This is a genomic window from Bacillus sp. FSL E2-8868 (genome assembly GCF_038005505.1).
GTDB classification, from domain to species: Bacteria; Bacillota; Bacilli; order Bacillales; family Bacillaceae_G; genus Bacillus_A; species Bacillus_A mycoides.
In genome coordinates, this window is sequence record NZ_JBBOTI010000002.1 from 657,500 (window position 1) to 677,447 (window position 19,948).

Genomic DNA, 19,948 nt, shown 5'->3' on the forward strand with positions numbered 1-19,948 from the left:
AGGAATAGCCTCAATAACCAATATCTTATCTATCTTAAAAATTAAATTTGACATTTTCAATTTCTGTATTCTCGATTACTAACCCTTCAATCTCAATATTTTCTAATTTTATTTCTTTATTTGAACTAATCGTGTCTAAGATACCTAAAAAATTCTCCGCTAATTTTTTTATAGTTTCCATTCTATACAAACTACTTGCATATTCAAATTCAAAAAACAACTCTTTTTTTCCTTTTTCTACAAATAAGGTTAAATCAAATTTCGAAATTTTATTTCTATATTGAACAGGCGTCATTTTCAAATTCCCCATTATACTTTCATTGATTTGAGATTCTTGAAAAGCTAACATTGTAGAAAATATAGGGTTTCTCCCTAAGTCTCTCTTAATTTTTAACTTATCAATAATCATATCAAACTGGTAATCTTGATTATCATACGCTTTAATTAACTGTTCTTTAATCTCTGACAAAAATTCCGTAAAGTTTTTTTTCTCAATAGGGAAACTTCTAATTGCAATAGTATTTGCAAACATACCAATGATATTTTTCAAATCAGAATGTGTCCGCCCTAAAATAGGCATTCCTACAATTATATCGTGCTGCGAGGAACATTTTGATAACAAAATACTATAAGCTGCAGACAAAATCATGTATAATGTCGTATCTGTTTCTAAACATAAATTGTCTAAACGTTGCTTTAATTCATTTCCTCCTTCAAAAATAAAACTATTTCCTTCAAAGCTTTGTATAATTGGTCTAGGAAAATCCGTAGGCATATCTAATACTGGAAGATCCCCTGAAAGTACATCTAACCAATATTTTTCTTGTATACTTGCAGCACTTGTCTTTAAAAACTCATTCTGCCAATAAACGAATTCTTTATATTGAATAGGGTTTTCCTGTAACAGTTTTCCTTGATATAATTCTGATAACTCCTGCAGTAAAATATTGACTGAATATCCATCTGAAATCAAATGGTGCATATCTGTTAAGAGCACATGTTTATGACTACTTAAGCGAATGATCCTAACTCTTACTAAAGGGGCTTTACTTAAATCAAAAGGTTCAATAAATTCATCAATTATATTTTCCAGTTCGACATTCAGCTTACTTGATGGATTAGAACATAAATGTTCATCTAAAACAGAATAACTAATTTCTATATCCACTTCTCCCTGAATTCGTTGTTTGGGCACACCATCTACTACTTCAATAGATGTTTGAAATGCCTCATGTCTCTTTACAATCTCACAAAAAGCTTTTTCCAATTTATCCAGATTGATTTCACCTTCTAGTAAGGTTGCTCTTGGCATATTGTAACTAGTTCCAATCCCTTCCATCTGTTGTAGTGTATATATCCTTTTCTGAGCTGAAGAAAGGTCGTAATATTCGCACTTTTCCACAGGTTGTAATGACACATACTTACTTTCAGATCTTTTCTTTATATGCTTACTTATACCTCTTACTGTTGGTGCTTTAAACGCTTCTCTTAACGATATATCTACACTAAACTTTTTGTGAATTTCTGCCATTAAAAGCATTAACGACAATGAATTTCCACCCATTTCAAAAAACGAGTCATTCATACTAATTTGCTTAACATTAAGAGTTTCTTCCCACATTTGTGCAACAGTTTTTTCAATTGGATCCTCAGGCAGTTCATAATTAGTTTTTATCAATAATTCATCCTTAATTTCTGGGAGTGCTTTAACATTTAGCTTACCATTTGGAGTCAAAGGAATTCTATCTAACTTAATAAAGATAGAGGGCATCATGTAGTAAGGAATCTTACTTGAAAGGTATTCCCTTATTCCCCACCCATTCTCATTCTCTTTCAACACAATATAAGCACATAGTATATTATTATTTTCTTTATCTTTTTTTGGAACAACAATTGCATCAAGTATCATATCGTGTTGCAACAGTACTGAATTTATTTCTTCTAACTCCACTCTATATCCTCGAATTTTTAATTGATTGTCAATTCTTCCGAGAAATTCTACTTCTTGATGGCATGTGAGCCTCCCTAAGTCTCCCGTTCTATAGAGTTTGATTTTTTCATGTCCCAAAGGTGAAACCGTAATAAACTTTTCGCTATTTAAATCAATTTGATTCAAATAACCTTCTGTCACTCCTACTCCCCCAATACAAATTTCACCAGCCATTCCAAGTGGAACAAGTTTTTGACCTCTATCCAAAATGAATATTTTCGTGTTATCTACTGGTTTTCCAATAACCGTTCCCTTGGATACAAGGTCAAAATCAGTAGCATTAAATTTGTGAAATAGAGCGCCAATAGTAGTTTCTGTAGGTCCATAGTGATTCATAATTACAGTTTGCGGATACACCCTATTAAACTTACTAATATCAGCTGACTTCACTTCTTCACCGCCCAATACGATTAACCTTAGCGCCATGCAATTCTCATAATCTTCAACCATACGATGGTTAACTAAATAATTAAATAGTGAAGGAGTCAGTTTTATATAACTTATCTTTTTCTCTTTCAAATATGTGATAAGGGTTTCTGGGAGCATATAATGTTCTTTTGGAACTAAATGTAACTCACAGCCATTTAATAAAGCTGTATACAAACTTGTATATCCTAAATCAAATGCAAAGGAAGATAATAGTAGTGTTTTATCCCTATACGTTATACTTGCTTCTCGTGTGAACCATGAAATATAATTTACCAAGCTTTGATTCTTAATCGGTACCCCTTTTGGGAGCCCAGTGGTACCAGATGTATAAATAATATATATTGGATTATCAACTGTACTTCTTTCCTCTATATTTGAAGGACATTCAAAAAATAAGCTCTTATCTTCCAATTCCATAACCTCACAAGTAAAATCATTAGAAGTTACTAAGTGAGACTGGGTCAAAAGAAGAATTGTATCACTGTCTTCAATCATGCTATTTATTCGTTCTAATGGAAACTCCGGATCAAGAGGTAAATAAATTGCCCCGCTTTTAATAATACTCCATAGTCCAATGATCATTTCAATAGAAGGCTCAGCTAATAAAGCGATTACTGTATCACTTCCTGCCCCCTTCTTAATCAAGTGTTTAGCTAATTGATTTGCTTTATCATTTAATTCCTTATAAGTTATTGTTCTCTGTCCAAACACTACAGCAGTACGATTCGGATGTTTTTCCACCAGTTCTTCAAATATACGTTTAATCGTTTTTTCTTCTGGATACAAAGTATCAGTATTATTAAAAACACCTATTCTATTTTTTTCTTTCATGGTTACTAGATCAATTTCCTCAATTGGAATAGTAATGTCCTCTATGATAGTATCAATAATTTTAACGAAATGTTCCGCCATTCGTTCTATCGTTTCTTTACGGAACAAACCTGTACTATATTCAAATATAAAACGAAGTTGTCCATCCTGCTCAGTTACTTTCAGCTCTAAATCAAATTTAGATGTACGATTCGTATACTCGTACGGTTTAATTTCAAAATCACCTATTTCCGCCCTTACTGCATCAACATTTTCAAAAGCAAACATCACATCAAACAGAGGATGACGATTCACATTTTTTCGCAATTGTAGCTTATCAACGAGCATCTCAAATGAATATTCCTGATGTTCGAGAGCTTGAAGTGTGTGGCTTGCAACTTCTTTCAAAAAATCCTCAAACCGTTTCTCTGAAGTAGGATAATTTCTGAGCGCAAGTGTATTAACAAACATACCTACCACATTTTCTAATTCAGAATTCAGTCTTCCTGCTACCGGGCTTCCAATTATAATGTCTTCTTGTCCGCTATATTTAAACAATAGTATATTGAATGCCGAAAGTAATAATGAGTACAGAGTAGCTCCTTTTCGGCTTGAGATTTCATTTAATTTAGATGTATAATATGCATCCAAATTAAATTGAACTACATCACCTTCAAACATTGGCTCATCTAATCTTGGATAATCAGTTGGTAAATTGAGTAATGGTATTTCTTTTGAAAATATTTCAAGCCAGTACAGTTCTTTTAGTTTCCAGTTCCCGGATTCTATCATTTTGTTTTGCCAGTTTGAAAAATCTTTGTATTGAATTCTTACGTCTGGCAAATTATTTTTTTGATAAAGAGATGCAAACTCTCTAATTAAAATTCCCATTGATAAACCATCGGATATAATATGGTGCATATCATAAACAAGCAAATATTTCGATGATGGTAGCACCTCCACAATTGCTGCTCTGAACAAGGGCCCTTTCTCTAAATCAAATGGTCTAATAAATGTTTCAACAACACTCTCAAAATTTTGTTCATCTGCATACAAGTGTTGCATATTCCATTCAGGATTCTGATGGATTTTTTGAACTATTTTCCCTTGTACTTGTTTAAATGATGTTCGCAAGCTTTCATGGCGATTAATTAAAGCTTGCAATGCCTTTTCTATCTGTACTATATTAACTTCCCCTTCAAGAAATACTGCTCCGGTAATATTATAGTTTGTAGATGCACCATTCAATTGACTAACAATATACATACTTTTTTGTGCTGGAGAGACTTCATAATACTCCTGTGGTGGTGCTAGACGAATCGCTTCATATGTTTCTTTTTTCCCCATCATTTCTTCAATGATTACAGCCAATTCCTTAATAGTAGGAAATGCAAATATATTTCCAAGTGGAAGTTCAACTTCAAATTCCCTATGAATTTCAGAAACAAGTGTTATTGCTTTTAATGATTGTCCCCCAATTTCAAAGAAATGATGATTAATGCCTACACCATCAGTTCCCAGTATCTTTCTCCAAATACTTACAAGTTTTTGTTGTATCGTATTATAGGGTTTTTGATACTCTTCATCAAACTCTACTTTAATCTCCATATTTTCTAGGGACTTCCGATCAATTTTTCCATTCGGACTGAGCGGAAGGCTTCCTAGTTGAATAAAATAAGAAGGAATCATATATTCAGGAAGTTTTTTCCGCAAAAAACCCCTTATACTGCATTGATTATTTGTACCATGTGAGAGGGAATCATAGAATGCAACAAGATACTTATCATTTGCTACTCCATTCTTCACGACAACTATAGAGTTTTTTATGTTATCACATTTGTTTAAAACAACTTCAATCTCTCCTATATCAATTCGATGCCCTCGTATTTTTGTTTGGTCATCCTTCCGCCCCAGAACCTCAATGTTACCATCGCAAAGTAATTTCCCCATATCTCCTGTTTTATAAAGCATTTTTCCATAATTATGATAATACGGATCTCGAATAAACTTATCCTTCGTCAACTTAGAATTGTTAATATAACCTCTAGCTAAAGGTATGCCACCTATGAATATTTCCCCCTTCACTCCAATCGGCAAAGGGTGCATGTTCTCATCAAGGATATAAATGCGCCTGTTAGCAAGTGGTTTTCCCACGGGAATAACTTTTAAGTCGGCACTTTTAGTTCCTTTTCCAGACACTTCATATAAAGTACTTGTCATCGCCGTTTCAGCAGGTCCATATGCATTTAACAAAATAATATCTTCTAAAGGTAACTGTTCCCACATCCCTACTTTCTCCGCTGGCATTTGTTCCCCACCAACTATGACGAGTCTGAGGTTACTATCTGGAATTATTTCTGGTCTTGTATACCATTCTTGTACAATTTCGCCCCAATAATTTGTAGGCAGATTAACAACTGAGAGTCCAAGTTCAACACATTTCTGAGAAAACTGATAAGGAGTCCATATATTCTTATCACGCAAAACAAGAGAACTTCCTGCAGCTAGTGTTGTAAAAATCTGTTCAAGTGAAATATCAAAACTTATCGAAGAAAACTGAAGAACACGATCCTCCGGTGTCAGCTCATAACGTTTGCAAATATCAATGGAGTGGCTTACAACTGCTTCATGAGACATCATTACACCTTTTGGTCGACCAGTAGAACCCGAAGTATAGATGATATATGCCAAATTCTGGGGTTCAATTCTAACACTCGGTTGGTTTTTTGGTTCTTCGCGCACTGAATCCCATTCTATATCAAGACAAACGGTATGCCCCTGATAATCTCTAATCTTCGACTGTAAATTATTTTGGGTGAGTAATATAGGTACTTGGGCATCTTTCAACATCAAATTTATTCTTTCGCCAGGATAATCCATATCTATAGGTAGAAAAGCTCCACCAGCTTTTAAAACAGCTAAAATTCCTACAATCATTTTAGGTGAACGTTCAACATACACTCCCACAGGTATTTCAGGCCCTACCCCTAATTTAATGAGCTTATGCGCTAACTGGTTTGAAAGTATATCTAATTCTGTGTAAGATAAACTTTCATTCCCCTGTATAACAGCAGGTTTGTTTAAATTTAATTTTACTTGATCAGTAAATAAATCCTGAAAACATTGATTCTTAGGATAATCCAATGAAGTAGAATTATTATCACTTAAAATATGTGTAAGTTCTTTTTCGGAAATCATTGAGATATTCTCTAACTTACCATCTTCGCTAACAAGCATTTCCCACAAAATATTGATTAAATGTGAAAGTATCTGATTTGCTTCTGTTTCATTTAAAAAGGAACTATTGAATAGTAGCTTCAATTGAAGCTTTGGTTGTAGATTACAATAAACAACCAAAGGATAATCCATTTGTTCATCTATACGTACTGATTTCACTTGTAATGAACCAATTCCGTCTTTCAATTTCACATCGAATGGATAGTTTTCAACAATTACAATACTCTCATACAAATCATATAAGGCAGAGCTTCTTGGCATATCAATCCAACTTCTTATATCAACGAGTGAGGTATATTCATATTGACGCATTTCAACCTGCTTCAGTTGTACATCTTTAAGCCATTTAATCAAATTTACATTTTTATTTATCTTTACCCTAAAAGGAAGAGTATTCATAAAGCAACCAATTATTGAATCCGAACCTTCTAACTCAGCCGGACGCCCTGATGAAGTTACCCCAAAAATAATATCTGTTTCTTGGGAGTAGCGATTTAAAAGAATTGCCCAAGCCCCCTGAATCATAGTATTTAGTGTAATCCGATTCTTTCTAGTAAAGTCTTGAATTATCTGCTGTTTGTCTTCAGATACTTCGTATACTACATCTCCAAAAGCAGATAACTGATTTGAATTTTTTGCAGGAAAAATATTATTGAATCGTATAGGTGTTTTAAATCCATCTAACTCGGTTCTCCAAAATTGTTCCGCTTTCTTCTTGTCTTGCCTACGTAACCAGTCGATATAATCTTTAAATGAATATACATGTCCAAATGTTATCTTTTCGTCAACACATAATGCTTCATAACACTGACCCAGTTCCTTAAAGAGGATGCTATTACACCAACCATCTAACTGAAGGTGATGATGCGTCCATACTACATCATAGGCATACTCTTCTTGCTTAATGACCAAAATTCTCATAAGTGGTGGTTTTGAAAGGTCGAATCCCTTCTTACGATCTTCCTCAATAAGTTGTTCTAACTTTTGCAATCCTTCAGATTTCGAAAAATTTGTCCAATCTAAAACTTGAAAAGGAATTTTTAGATCTTTATGAACAATCTGTACAGCTTCTTCTAGCCCTTCCCAATGATATGATGTTCTTAAACTTTCATGTCTATCTAAAAGTTTTTGCCAAGCCTTTTCAAATATCTCAATATCTAGTTTTGATTTTATTGAAAATATTGTTTGCTCCACAGTTACTGACGATTTTGGTGAATAGATATGATGAAAAACCATACTTTGTTGTACAGGTGAAAGCATGTATATATCTTCTATATTTTTATATACCTCAATCCATTCATCAATTTTCTTTTGATCTATGGAGACAAGTGGGAAATCTGAAGGCGTCAAATATGTACCTTCTTTTGTTTGACAGTGGTCAATTATATTCTTCAAATTGTTGACAAAGTCCTTTGCCAAGCCTTGAATGGTTTCAACCAAATGACTATTCGCACTATATTTCCATTCTACACATAATTTTTTATCAACGATCATACATTCAATTTCAAGCAAGTGACTTCTAATTCCATTCAAATCACGGGTTGGTCCTGTATTCACATCCGCTATATTAAATAACTGCTGTTTTTTAATTGCTTGTTCGAACTGTCCTAAATAATTAAAGCTTATTTGTCCCCTTTTCCTAGACGAAATTTGCCCTCGCATCTCTTTCTCTGCTAAGTAATATAAAATTTCATAACCAATTCCACCATTTGGTATAGCACGATACCGCTCTTTTACTTGCTTCAATATTTCTGCTATGCCCTTCTCTTTTTCAATGTCGCCCATAACAATAGGATATACACAAGTAAACCATCCTACAGTTCTTGAAGTGTCGTACTCTTTTAACAAAGGATTCCTACCATGGCCCTCCAAATCAACTAGTGTTTCACCACTCCAATTTGCTAATGTACTAGAAAGTGCGGAAAGCAGAATATCATCAATTCTCATTTTAAATAATTGATACGTGTCATGCAGTAAATACTTTGTTTCTTTCTCCGTCAACATAAAAGAAAGTGTACGAGCAGAGTTTTCATCATTTCTCCCCCCTTCCATGTCAATAGGTATAGTATTTACAGAAGAAGGGACATTGTTCTTCCAAAAAGCAAGTTCATCTTTTAATTGATTGGAATAAGCATATTCATAGAGATGCTCAGACCATTTTTTAAAAGAGAGGCCTTTCACTGGAAGTTGAACAGAGCCACTATTTGTAAGCTGTTCATATATCATCTGTAGAGTGTCCAGCATAAGTCGCCATGAATATCCGTCTATTACAAGATGATGTACTGTTATAAACAACCTTCCTTTTTCCTGATCCCCAGAATCAAAATATGCAACTTTAATTAATGGCCCATCTGTAATGTTTAATTCATACTGCAATTTTGATAAAATTTCATGCATATGACTATTATTAAAATCATGTAATTCAAATAACACATTCTCATCGGACTCTGAATAAACTTGAATCCATTCTCCAGCCCTTTGATAATAACGGAGCCTAAAACTATCATGATAATTTGTAAGTATACGAAAACTTTCATGCAACAAATTCGGATTTATACCTGCTCGTGTTTCCAATAGCACAGATTGATTCCAATGATGATAATTTTCCAAATCTTGCTCAAAAAACCACTTTTGAATCGGTGTAAGAAGCACTTCTCCAGTCTCAGGTTCTTCTATTTGATCTTCACTATAGCTTTCTTTAATATCTGCAATACAATCCGCCATTTCTGCTATCGTTTGGTTCTCAAACATCTGACTCACGGTAATCTCTATACCCTTTTGAAGCGCTTTACCTACTATTTGAATACTTAAAATTGAGTCTCCTCCCAACTCGAAGAAGTTATCATGTATACCAATCTCCCCCTGATGTAGACCCAATACTGCAGACCATACCTCTACTAGTTCTTCTTGAACTTTATTTTTTGGAGCAACGTAACCTTTATAAGTATGAATTTGAGGAGCCGGTAAGTTCCTTCGATCAAGCTTTCCTATGGAAGTTAAGGGCAGACTCTCTAGCTGAATATAGTATGACGGAAGCATATAATCTGGTAATTCTTTTGCTAAAAATCCCTTAAGTTCCTCCATGTTAACCTGAACATGGGAAACGATATATGCACAGATAACTTTTTTCCCATTATTAATTTCCCAATCAATTACAGCAACATCTTCAATGTAGTTCCTTTTTAATATTAAATTATGAATTTCTGAAAGTTCAATCCGATACCCTCTGATTTTCACCTGATGATCCTCTCTTCCAAGAAACTCGATTTCTCCGTTTGGAAGCCATCTTCCTAAGTCCCCTGTTTTATACATACGATCATTTGGATTAAAGGGATCATTCATAAACTTTTCATTTGTAAATTCTGGTAGATTCAAATACCCTCTTCCTACACCGTCTCCAGCAATATACAACTCACCAGGAACACCTATTGGACTAATATTTTTATCTTTATCTAATATATAACATCTAACATTTGAAATCGGCCGTCCTAAAGAGACGGTATTTTCTGAACATTCAACACTTAAAGCATCCACTGTCGTTTCTGCTGGACCATAATTATTATATAATTTATATCCTCTATCAATCAGTGCATTTTTTAATGATTCTTCTAGTCTTTCTCCACCTGAAATAACTGTGTGTAAACTCTGCAATTTGCGATCATGACATAATAATTCTTTTAATACAGTCGGTATGAAATTAATAATATGAATTTCATGTTGATCAACATAATCACAAAAATGCTTCTTATTTAAAATTAAATTCTTTTCGGCTATATGTAATGTCGCTCCATAAAGTAATGTACCGAAAAAATCCTCAATACTCGGATCAAACACATAATTTGTTAGTTGTAATAGATTTGTTTTTTCCGTTATATTAAATGTTTTTCCAAACCACTGAACAAGATTAACAACATTTCGATTTTCTATCATTACACCTTTAGGTTTTCCTGTAGTACCTGAAGTATACAAAACCGTAAATAAATCATTCGGACTAAGGTTTACTTTTGGTAGAAGAGTCTCACCCGAAATTTTTCTACTATTATCCAATATAAAAATACAATCATTGTTGAATTTTCCAATTACATAGTCGTTTTTATTAATTACATCCTTACTGGTCAATATGAACTTTGTTTGACTATCCTGTATCATATACATTTTCCTTGACTCTGGATATTCTGGATCAATTGGCAAGTATGCAGCTCCGACTTTTAAAATAGCAATTATCCCTATTAGCATTTCAATTGATGGATCCGTCATGATTCCAATAATCTCACCCTTTTTCACTCCTTTTCTAAGCAGTTCATTTGATAAGTTATTGGATATGTCATTTAATTCTTCATAAGTCATAGTCCTATTTTTATATACAATCGCAACATTATCCGGGGTTTTCATCGCTTGTTGCTCAAACAACTGACTAATCGTCAACTGATGTGAATATGTTTTACGAGTATTATTAAATTCCAAAAGGATTTGTTTTTTCTCTTCAATAGATACGATATCAATCTCTTCTATTTTTTTATGAGGATTTTTTATGACTGCTTCTGCAATTATAGTAAAATGCTGAGCTAAACGCTCAATTTTAGATGATTCATATAATTGTTCGTTGTAACTGAAACATATCTCAATATCTTTGTGCAAACTTATACTAATAGATAAGCTATAATTAGTCATTTCAAAGGTGGAATATGAGTTCAAAGCGATTCTATTTTTGTTTGTCAGTATCGTCTGATCTAAAGGGTAGTTTTCAAAAACAACAATAGTATCAAAAAGGTCGATTTCCGTATCCAATTCACTATATTTTTTTATATCTACTAAAGATGATGTCCCATACAATTCCCAATCCTGCAATGTCTTATTTAACTTTTTGATAAGTTCTATAGATGTTTCGCCAGAATCCTTTTTAACTCTTAATGGAACTGTATTTATAAATAGGCCTACCATTTCTTCAATCCCATTAAATGTTCCTGCTCTACCCGAAATAGTTGCGCCAAAAATAATGTCATCGATATTATGATTCTTTTGTAGCACAATTCCCCATAAACTATAAACAAGGGCGGCAAGAGTAACTTCATTTCCCTTCGCAAATCCTTCCAACTTATCCCTTGAAAATTGAATACGATACTGATGATCTTTTCGAATTGATTTATGTTTCTTTTTTGTTACTTCCAATCTATTTTGCGAGTTAAATCCTTTTAAATACTCTTGCCAAAATACTTTCTGCCCTTCTTTATCCTGTTTTTGAATATATTTAATAAAATCTTTATATTTTTTTTTAGTAGGCAGATTGTAAGTTTCTGATTCACTAAGGCATCGATATGCGTTTAGGAATTCTTTTAAAATAATTCCATTACTCCAGCCATCATATATAATATGATGATTACTTATAATCATTTCATGTCTTTCTTCTGCTAATATGCACAAAGTAACCCTGAATGGTATTTCTCGAAGATTAAACTTTTTTTCACGATCTTTAACTTTTATCTCTTCTAGTAAAATATTTTTTCACTTTCACTCTTGTGTGTAAGATCAATTATTTTAATATGAGGGGTATGTTCTTTCAATACTATTTGAACAGGAGTTTTCACTTTTTCCCAACGAAATAGTGTACGTAACTGCTCATTTGTTTGGACAACCGCGTCCCAAGCTTTCGTAAACAATCCTGCATCAACTCTACCTAAAATCCCCAAACATATCTGTTCAAAATACTCATCACTTTGAGGATTTTTTAAGTAGTGAAATAACAACCCTTCCTGTATTGGTGTTAAACCAAGAATATCTTCCAAATTTTGTTTATCCAATTTTATCATCATTGAGCTCCTCCTTGAGACAATCAAATGAATCTAAATAATTATGCTTCTTCATATTTTCTATAATTTCTCCTCTTTCCATCTTGATAACTTTATCCGCGATATGAAAATACCTATCATCATGAGTAATAGCAATGATAGCTTTTCCTTTTTCCTTTAATTCAGCCAATAGTTCTGTATAGAAAAAATGTCTAAATTCAGGGTCTTGATCTGCCGCCCATTCATCAAATAGATAAATAGATTTATCCTCTAAATAGCTAATTAATAGTGCTAGTCTTTTTCGTTGTCCTGTTGAAAGTTTAGTTGTACTAAATTCTCCATTTTGAATTTGTACTTTTTCATCGATACGTAATATTTTCAAATATTTTTTTATTTCTTCTTCCTTTGAGCTATAGTCAATACCATAGACTTTTGTAAACAAATAAAAATCACTAAATATTGCGGAATATAGCTCTCTTAACTGTTCCTGATTTATTTCTTGATTGTTAACAAATATGTTTCCGCTATTTGCAGAATACAAACCTGTAATTAGTTTAGCAAGAGTTGATTTACCACTACCATTGCCACCGGTTATAAATACAACCTCTCCTGATTTAAGTTCAAAATTAATTGGCCCAACTTGAAAAGGTTCTCCATGTTCACTTTCGTATTGATATACTACCTCTTTAATCTCCATGTTTATTTTACTTTGAGGTATCAAAGTACTGTTTACGTCTGTCTTATTAGTTTCGGTTTTTAAATACCTTGAAAAATCATTTATTCTCTTCCAACTAATTTTCATTTGAATCGCATTAGGGATAGTATTGAGTATACTATGTAGAGGTCCTGTCATATAAAGAAAAACAAAAACATAGCTTCTTAAAAACTCACTCTGTACCCCTTTAAATAAAAGCGGAAATAAAAATGTAACAGCCCCAATTACCATAACAAACAGCAATTCACCAATAATAAAAACATTAGCAAACTTAAGACCACCTTGAATCCGCTTATCCTTATAATCCTCACAGCTCTCTTGCATCCCTTGTCCAAACTCTTCTCGTTTTGACTTTCCTATGCTTAACTCTTTATAACCGCCAATGAGATCGTTTATATATCTAAAAAAAGTGTTTTGGATGTTTCTTGTTTGTTCCCAAAGATTATTAGCTGATTTTCCAGCTACATAATACATACCTGCTGCAACCAAAATAACTGCAATAGAAACAAGCAGTCCATAAACATTAATTACTCCCAAATAAACCAAACAACATAAAAGTGTAATTGAATCAGTCAAACCAGTAATTATGGTGGCAGCATAATTACTGATAGCTTCTGTATCATTATTTAAGGTGGTTTGAATTCTTTCTGACTCTATTTTTTCAATTTTTTCATAAGAATTTTTTAATATACCGTTAATTAACTGGATTCTTTTTTCATAAATCAGATTATTTGTAATGGTAATCAACTGCGTCCGTACCAATTTTTGCGCTAATACATAAGTAATAATTCCTAGCAAAAAATATAAAAACAAACTATTGTTGCTTGAATAATTACTTCTAGTTAAAGCTTCATTAATAATAAAAATAATCATCGCATTTCCAAAACCACTGGTTACACTCAACACAAAAATCGGAAAAAAATTTTTCTTATTATGCAAAGGAAAAACAGTTATTAAAGATAAATATAGGCAGAACAGTACAATACTAATTAAAGTAGCACATACCGCAAAACTCATACTGATAGGTAACCAAACATTAACAAAATCCCAAGAAAGTCTCCCGAAAAATACAAATGGAATTTTATAAAGGGCATACCCAGCTAAGAACGCAAACAGAAACGTTATAAAGGGAATACAAATACTTTTAAATTTATTTTTTTCCAACTTCCTTTTTTTCTTATACACCTGAATCATAACTATGAAAATGAAGTATAGAGTAATAATTGAAAAAGGAACCATAAACAAAAGTACAGTAACAGAAAAGGCATCAATACTCTTATACGTATCTTTACCGTTTGTCACCACACTCTCCCCCACAAGTGTGTCCATAATAGCCTGGCCAATATTTTGAGTGTAATCGGAGTTCATGTTAGCCATCACCGCAACTCCTAACTTCTCTTGAGGATGAAATACAACGAAAGAGGAGAAATTCGGATTACTTCCTGCATGTGATATTTCACCAGGACCATTTTGAAAAACTTGCCACCCTCCGGCATAAGAAGAGCCATCCTCAGATGGTGGAACTGATCTGTTTGGTATATGTGTACTATAAATTGCCTTTTGGTGATCATCACTTAGTCCATATATCCCAAGCTGCATACGAAGCCACTTTTCCATGTCTTCATTATTTGAGATAAAATAACCTGCGGGTGTATTTCCTCGATAAATAGGTGCATTAAACTCTATAGGCTTTAAAAAACCTATTTTATATCCCTTTGACATATCATATTTAGCGACATCTTTTCTAAACAAAAAAGTATTACCCATATTAAATTGGTTTAATATATTATTCTGAACGTATTGTTCAAAAGATTGATTGGTAACTTTTTGTATAACTAATCCTAGAATATCGTAGTTAATACTGGCATAATTGAATTGCTCTCCTGGATATGTCTCCAATTTTTGATTTAATATTTCTCTAACTGTATTTTCCAACGCATCATTGTCATTTGAGATAGGTATGTCCCCAATGGTATGAAAAGGGATCCCACTCGTATGATATAAAAGCTGTTCAAGAGTTATTTCAACATTTTTATTAAGTTGTTGTCCTTTATAATTACCTTCATATATCATTTGAAACCACTGCAAATATTTGCTAACAGGGTCCTTTAAATCAATTAACCCCTTTTGAACAAGTTGATATATTGCGAGAGCTGTAAACGCCTTACTATTCGAACCGATTTCAAATAATGTTTTTTCCGTTACACGTTGCTTTGTCTCAAGATTTGAATAGCCAAAACTTTTTTTATATACAGCTTGATCACCTTTGACTACTATCACTGACATTCCAGGAATTTTGGCTTCTTGCATTTGTTTTTTTATAAGCGAGTCTAGTTGTTCTTTATCGTTTTCCGTAAACATTCTATCATTCTCTGCATTTGCTATTTGAATCCCAAATAGCATCTGTACATTTAATAATATTACAAGGGTAATCAAAACAATTTTTACTCTCATCATGATTGAATGACTCCTCTCTAATATCATATATTAAATATATTTTCAAGATCTTCACTCGAGAGGTTTGCCGTTTCAAAATCAGATGGGGTGAATTCAGCATGTTTTCTCTGACAACAATGTTGAATCAAATCTCTCAATTGATTCATATACTCCATGAAAAATTGCGATATTGTTTCTTGTTTAAATTTGTTTTTGCTATACGTAATCGACAAATTCAACTTTTTATCTACTGTATACGCAACGATATCTAGCAAACAATCCATCTCATTTTTATTGCTGTTATCTTGACCGGAATTTTCATACGCAAATTCAAAAATTCCATTGGAAAATGTAGCATTAAAATCACCTAAATAGTTAAAACGAACATACTTTCGAGATTCAGAACTTAATTCCTTCGAAATATACTTTAAAACTCCATAATTTAGACCTTTACTTGGAACGCTACGCAATTGCTCTTTTAATTGTTTAATTTGTTGTGATATATCTACATCCTCAAATTGTAACCGAATTGGAAATAGGCTCGTAAACCATCCAATAGTTCGCGATACATCAATTTCATCATTTAATTCTTCACGCCCATGCCCTTCAATTTCAATAATCACATCATTTGTTTTAATATACTTAGCCATTACCAATGATAGCGCTATAATCATTAGTTCATTACCTTTTGTTCGATAAGCTTCATTTGCTTTTTGTAACAGCTGCATAGTTTCTTCTTCTGTTAACTTCTTAATCATTTTCTCGCAAAATTCCATACGATCCAATCCTAAATCAAAATCATTAAATGAATTCTCTTCATATTGATATACATGCTCCCAGTATCGCTTTTCTGATTCTGGAATTTTTTTACTCATTCTCTTTAACTCAATTGCCCAATCCTGTACCGAATTATCTTTTGGCGGCAAAGAAGTTTTCTGCTTATTTTCTATCTGTTTATATAATTGATTTATATCTTCAAAAATAATTCGCCAAGATATACCATCAACAGCTAAATGATGAGCTGTCATTAATAATCTTTTACCAAAATCGCCCAAATCAAATATACAAACTTTAAGAAGAATTTCATTTTCAATATTAAAGCTCGATTTCAATATTTCTCCAATACTAGCAATACGAATACTTTGCTCTATTTTTGATAATTCGGATAAATCTAATGATTCTATTTTTATTTTTTTATTGTAATTATTTTGATTATAAAATAATTCCTTCGTTTCCATCCGGTAATTCAAGCGAAAAGCGTCGTGATGACAAACTAATAAGCTAAATGCCGATTCAAGTATCCCAACCTCAACGTCATCCTTTACTTTGACTAACACTGACTGTGTATAATGGTTTATATTGTTCAAATCTTGCGAAAAAAACCATGAGATAGATGGTATCGTTTCAATACTACCAACACATTGTTGATTACTCTTCTGCTCTTTTGTGCTAGTCATTTCTAAATATAAAATCATATCTTCAATAACTGGATTAGCCAAAATATCCTTTGTTTTTATTTTAATCCCTTTCTCACGTATCTTAGAAGAAATTTGAATTGCTTTAATGGAATCCCCGCCTAGATGATAGAAGTTGTCTCTTATACTTACTTTTTCAACATTTAATACTTCACGTATAATACCTACTAAATCACTTTCTATCTCACCTTCAGTTTTTTTCTCTATTTTAACTTCAGGTTTCGGCAAGGCCTCTCTATCCAGCTTTCCGTTAAACGTCAACGGTATTTCTTTCAACACAATAAAATACGAAGGAATCATATAAACTGGTAAGATCTCTTTTAAGAATCTAAATAGTTCGGATGTCTTCACCTTAGCATTCTCAGTATAGTAGGCACAAAGATAGCGGTTTCCATCATAATCCTCTTGATCAATCACTACCACTTCCTTAATGCTCGGATATTTTTGCAAGTTTATTTCGATTTCTTTTAGTTCTATGCGGAACCCACGAACTTTTACTTGATCATCTTTCCTTCCCAAATACTCAATCTTATCTCCTTCAATAAATCTAGCTAAATCACCCGATTTATACATCTGCTCTTTTTCCGAATATGGATTTACAATAAATCTCTCTCTTGTTAAATCCTGATTGTTAAAATATCCTCTTGCAACACCTTCCCCAGAAATATAAATTTCTCCAACAACTCCCATTGGTACTGGGCGAAGTTCGGAGTCCAACACATATATTTTCATATTTTGTGCAGGTACACCAATAGGAACAGATACCCCTTTATCTTTTTCAATATCGAATTGATGAATCATACATCCTACAACTGTTTCTGTGGGCCCATATTCATTATATATTTTTGTTTCTCTACCTAATTTTTTCTGTATGTTTGCGGCAAGGTCTACTGTTAAATTTTCTCCACCAACAATAATTTTTTTAATTGAACACCCAACAAAGTCTGAATCTTTCAATAAAAACAGGTGAGATGGAGTTAATTTAATAATACTTGCTTTTTTTTCTTTAAATATTCTATATAATACATATTCGTTTGCATCAGCAGGATAAATAATAATCTGATTACCACTAATTAATGGGGTAAATATAGTTGTAACAGTAAGATCAAAAGCAAGAGATGAATACAATGGGAAAACTTCATTTTCACTTGCGCCTACATATACTTGATTTGCCCAGGAAATATAATTAACCAATCCTTTCTGTTCAATCATTGTACCTTTAGGGTTTCCCGTAGAACCCGATGTATATATGATGTAAGCAAGGTCAGTCGGCTCACTTCTATTTTTAATATTAGAAGTATCTCCCATATAAATATGAGCTGCATTTATATGGATAACCTCAACCGCATACAAAGAAAGATCCCATTGATGCGAAATATCAAAATTAGTGAACAGAATATTGATATCTGAATCTTGCAGCATATAATTGACCCGTTCAGATGGATATTGTGGATCAATAGGTAAATATACCGCTCCTGCTTTTAAAATTCCTAAAATTCCAATAATTGTTTCTAGAGAATGCGTAGTTGATATTCCTATTACTGTACCTTTTGTTACATTTTTCTTTAATATATACCTCGCTAATTGATTAGATCTATCATTCAATTCACGATACGTAAGTTCCTTATCTTCCAGGCAAATCGCAACTCTATCTGGTGTCCTTTCTACTTGTTCTTCAAAAAGCTGATGGATTGTCTTGTCCTTTGGATACTCCCTATTCGTTGCATTAAATTCGTATATCAATTTATTCCACATATCTTCTGGTAAAATTTCTAATTCCATCAACTTTTTATTAGGCGACTCCAACATCTGATTCAGTAAATGACTGATTCCAAGATACATTTGTTCAATTTGCTTTTCTGTATACATATGATCCTTATAATCTATATCTAGATTAAATCCTCCTAATCTAGACCATTCTCGAATAATCAATTGAATTGAATAAATCTGATTCCTATTGTAAAATTCTTCATTTTCTATTGGTGTACCATTAATTTCAGTAGGAAGTTTTGTATTGTAATAGTTAATACATGTATCAAATAAATCACCGTATCCCTTTTTCTTTAATTCCAAATCTTTCACCAATACATCATATGGATATTTTTGATGATAATAACAGCGAACCAATTCACGATTAATGCCTTTTATAAAATCTAAGACTGTCATTTCACTATCAACAGTATGACGAAATGGCATAGTACTTGTTAACATCCCCACAATATTTTTTTCATTTTTCCCCGCTCGATTAAGTACAGGCATTCCAATAATTAAATCATCCTGCCCATTTACTTTATTTAAGTAAATATAATATAGGGCAACAAAGAATGCGTACACAGAAACATTTATGCCAGTAGCAAATTGTTTAATTTCATCCGATTGATTATTTGTTAAAGAATATGTTTTTCTATTTGCCTTTGCACAATCTACTTCGTTCTTCCGCTTCACAATTGGGAGCTTACTAAACTTCTCATTCCAAAAATTTTTATCCTTCATAAATCTTTTTGAAGTTAAATAGGATTCTTCCTTCTCAAGGCAATACATATAGGTACTATTAAGCTGATCTGTTATTTTTTCACCTTTCAAAATTTGAGTGTATGCATTACAAATCTGTTCAGTTAAAAGATTCATAGACCAACCATCAGAAATTATATGATGGACCTTAACGAAATATCCCCCTTCTTTAGTATCTTGTAACTTGAACAAAGCAAAATCAAATAAGTCTTGTTCATTGATATCGAAAGGTTTTGCAGCTTCCTGCTGAACCCAGGCATCTAAATCCTTCTGACTATTAAAAATAGTATATCGAACTTGATATTTATGATATTCCTCCACATATTGATGAACCTTCTCATCCGATTCTACAAATCGATGCCTGATTCCATCATTTTTTTTTATAAAATAATTAATTGCTTTCTCAAGACAAACAAAATCCACTTCTCCTTGTATCTTTACTGTTCCCCCAATATTATGCAATGGCTGATGAGGATTAATTTTCTCCATATACCAAATCCTTTGTTGAGGATGAGTTAGTGAAAAATATTCTCTATACTTCAAATTATCACCCCTTTAT

The 19,948-nt window shown here is 32.6% G+C and carries 4 protein-coding genes; all 4 read right to left on the reverse strand.

Annotated elements, in window-relative coordinates; all coding sequences use genetic code 11:
- Nucleotides 1-34: 34 nt before the first annotated feature.
- The 4 genes from NSS74_RS14380 to NSS74_RS14395 are packed head-to-tail and all read right to left on the reverse strand — an operon-like array spanning nucleotide 35 to nucleotide 19,932.
- Complete coding sequence (locus tag NSS74_RS14380) at nucleotides 35-11,962, reverse strand: amino acid adenylation domain-containing protein (RefSeq protein WP_340814216.1); 11,928 nt, start codon at nucleotides 11,960-11,962, stop codon at nucleotides 35-37.
- Nucleotides 11,953-12,276 (reverse strand): condensation domain-containing protein, encoded by a 324-nt coding sequence (locus NSS74_RS14385; protein ID WP_340813842.1) that lies wholly within the window; start codon nucleotides 12,274-12,276, stop codon nucleotides 11,953-11,955. Before NSS74_RS14385 ends, NSS74_RS14380 begins: the two co-directional genes overlap by 10 nt.
- Nucleotides 12,257-15,424, reverse strand: coding sequence for a cyclic peptide export ABC transporter (locus tag NSS74_RS14390; protein WP_340813844.1), 3,168 nt, complete (start codon nucleotides 15,422-15,424; stop codon nucleotides 12,257-12,259). The genes NSS74_RS14385 and NSS74_RS14390 overlap by 20 nt, the downstream gene beginning before the upstream one ends.
- A gap of 23 nt (nucleotides 15,425-15,447) precedes the next feature.
- Nucleotides 15,448-19,932 (reverse strand): non-ribosomal peptide synthetase, encoded by a 4,485-nt coding sequence (locus NSS74_RS14395; protein ID WP_080019759.1) that lies wholly within the window; start codon nucleotides 19,930-19,932, stop codon nucleotides 15,448-15,450.
- Nucleotides 19,933-19,948 lie beyond the last annotated feature (16 nt).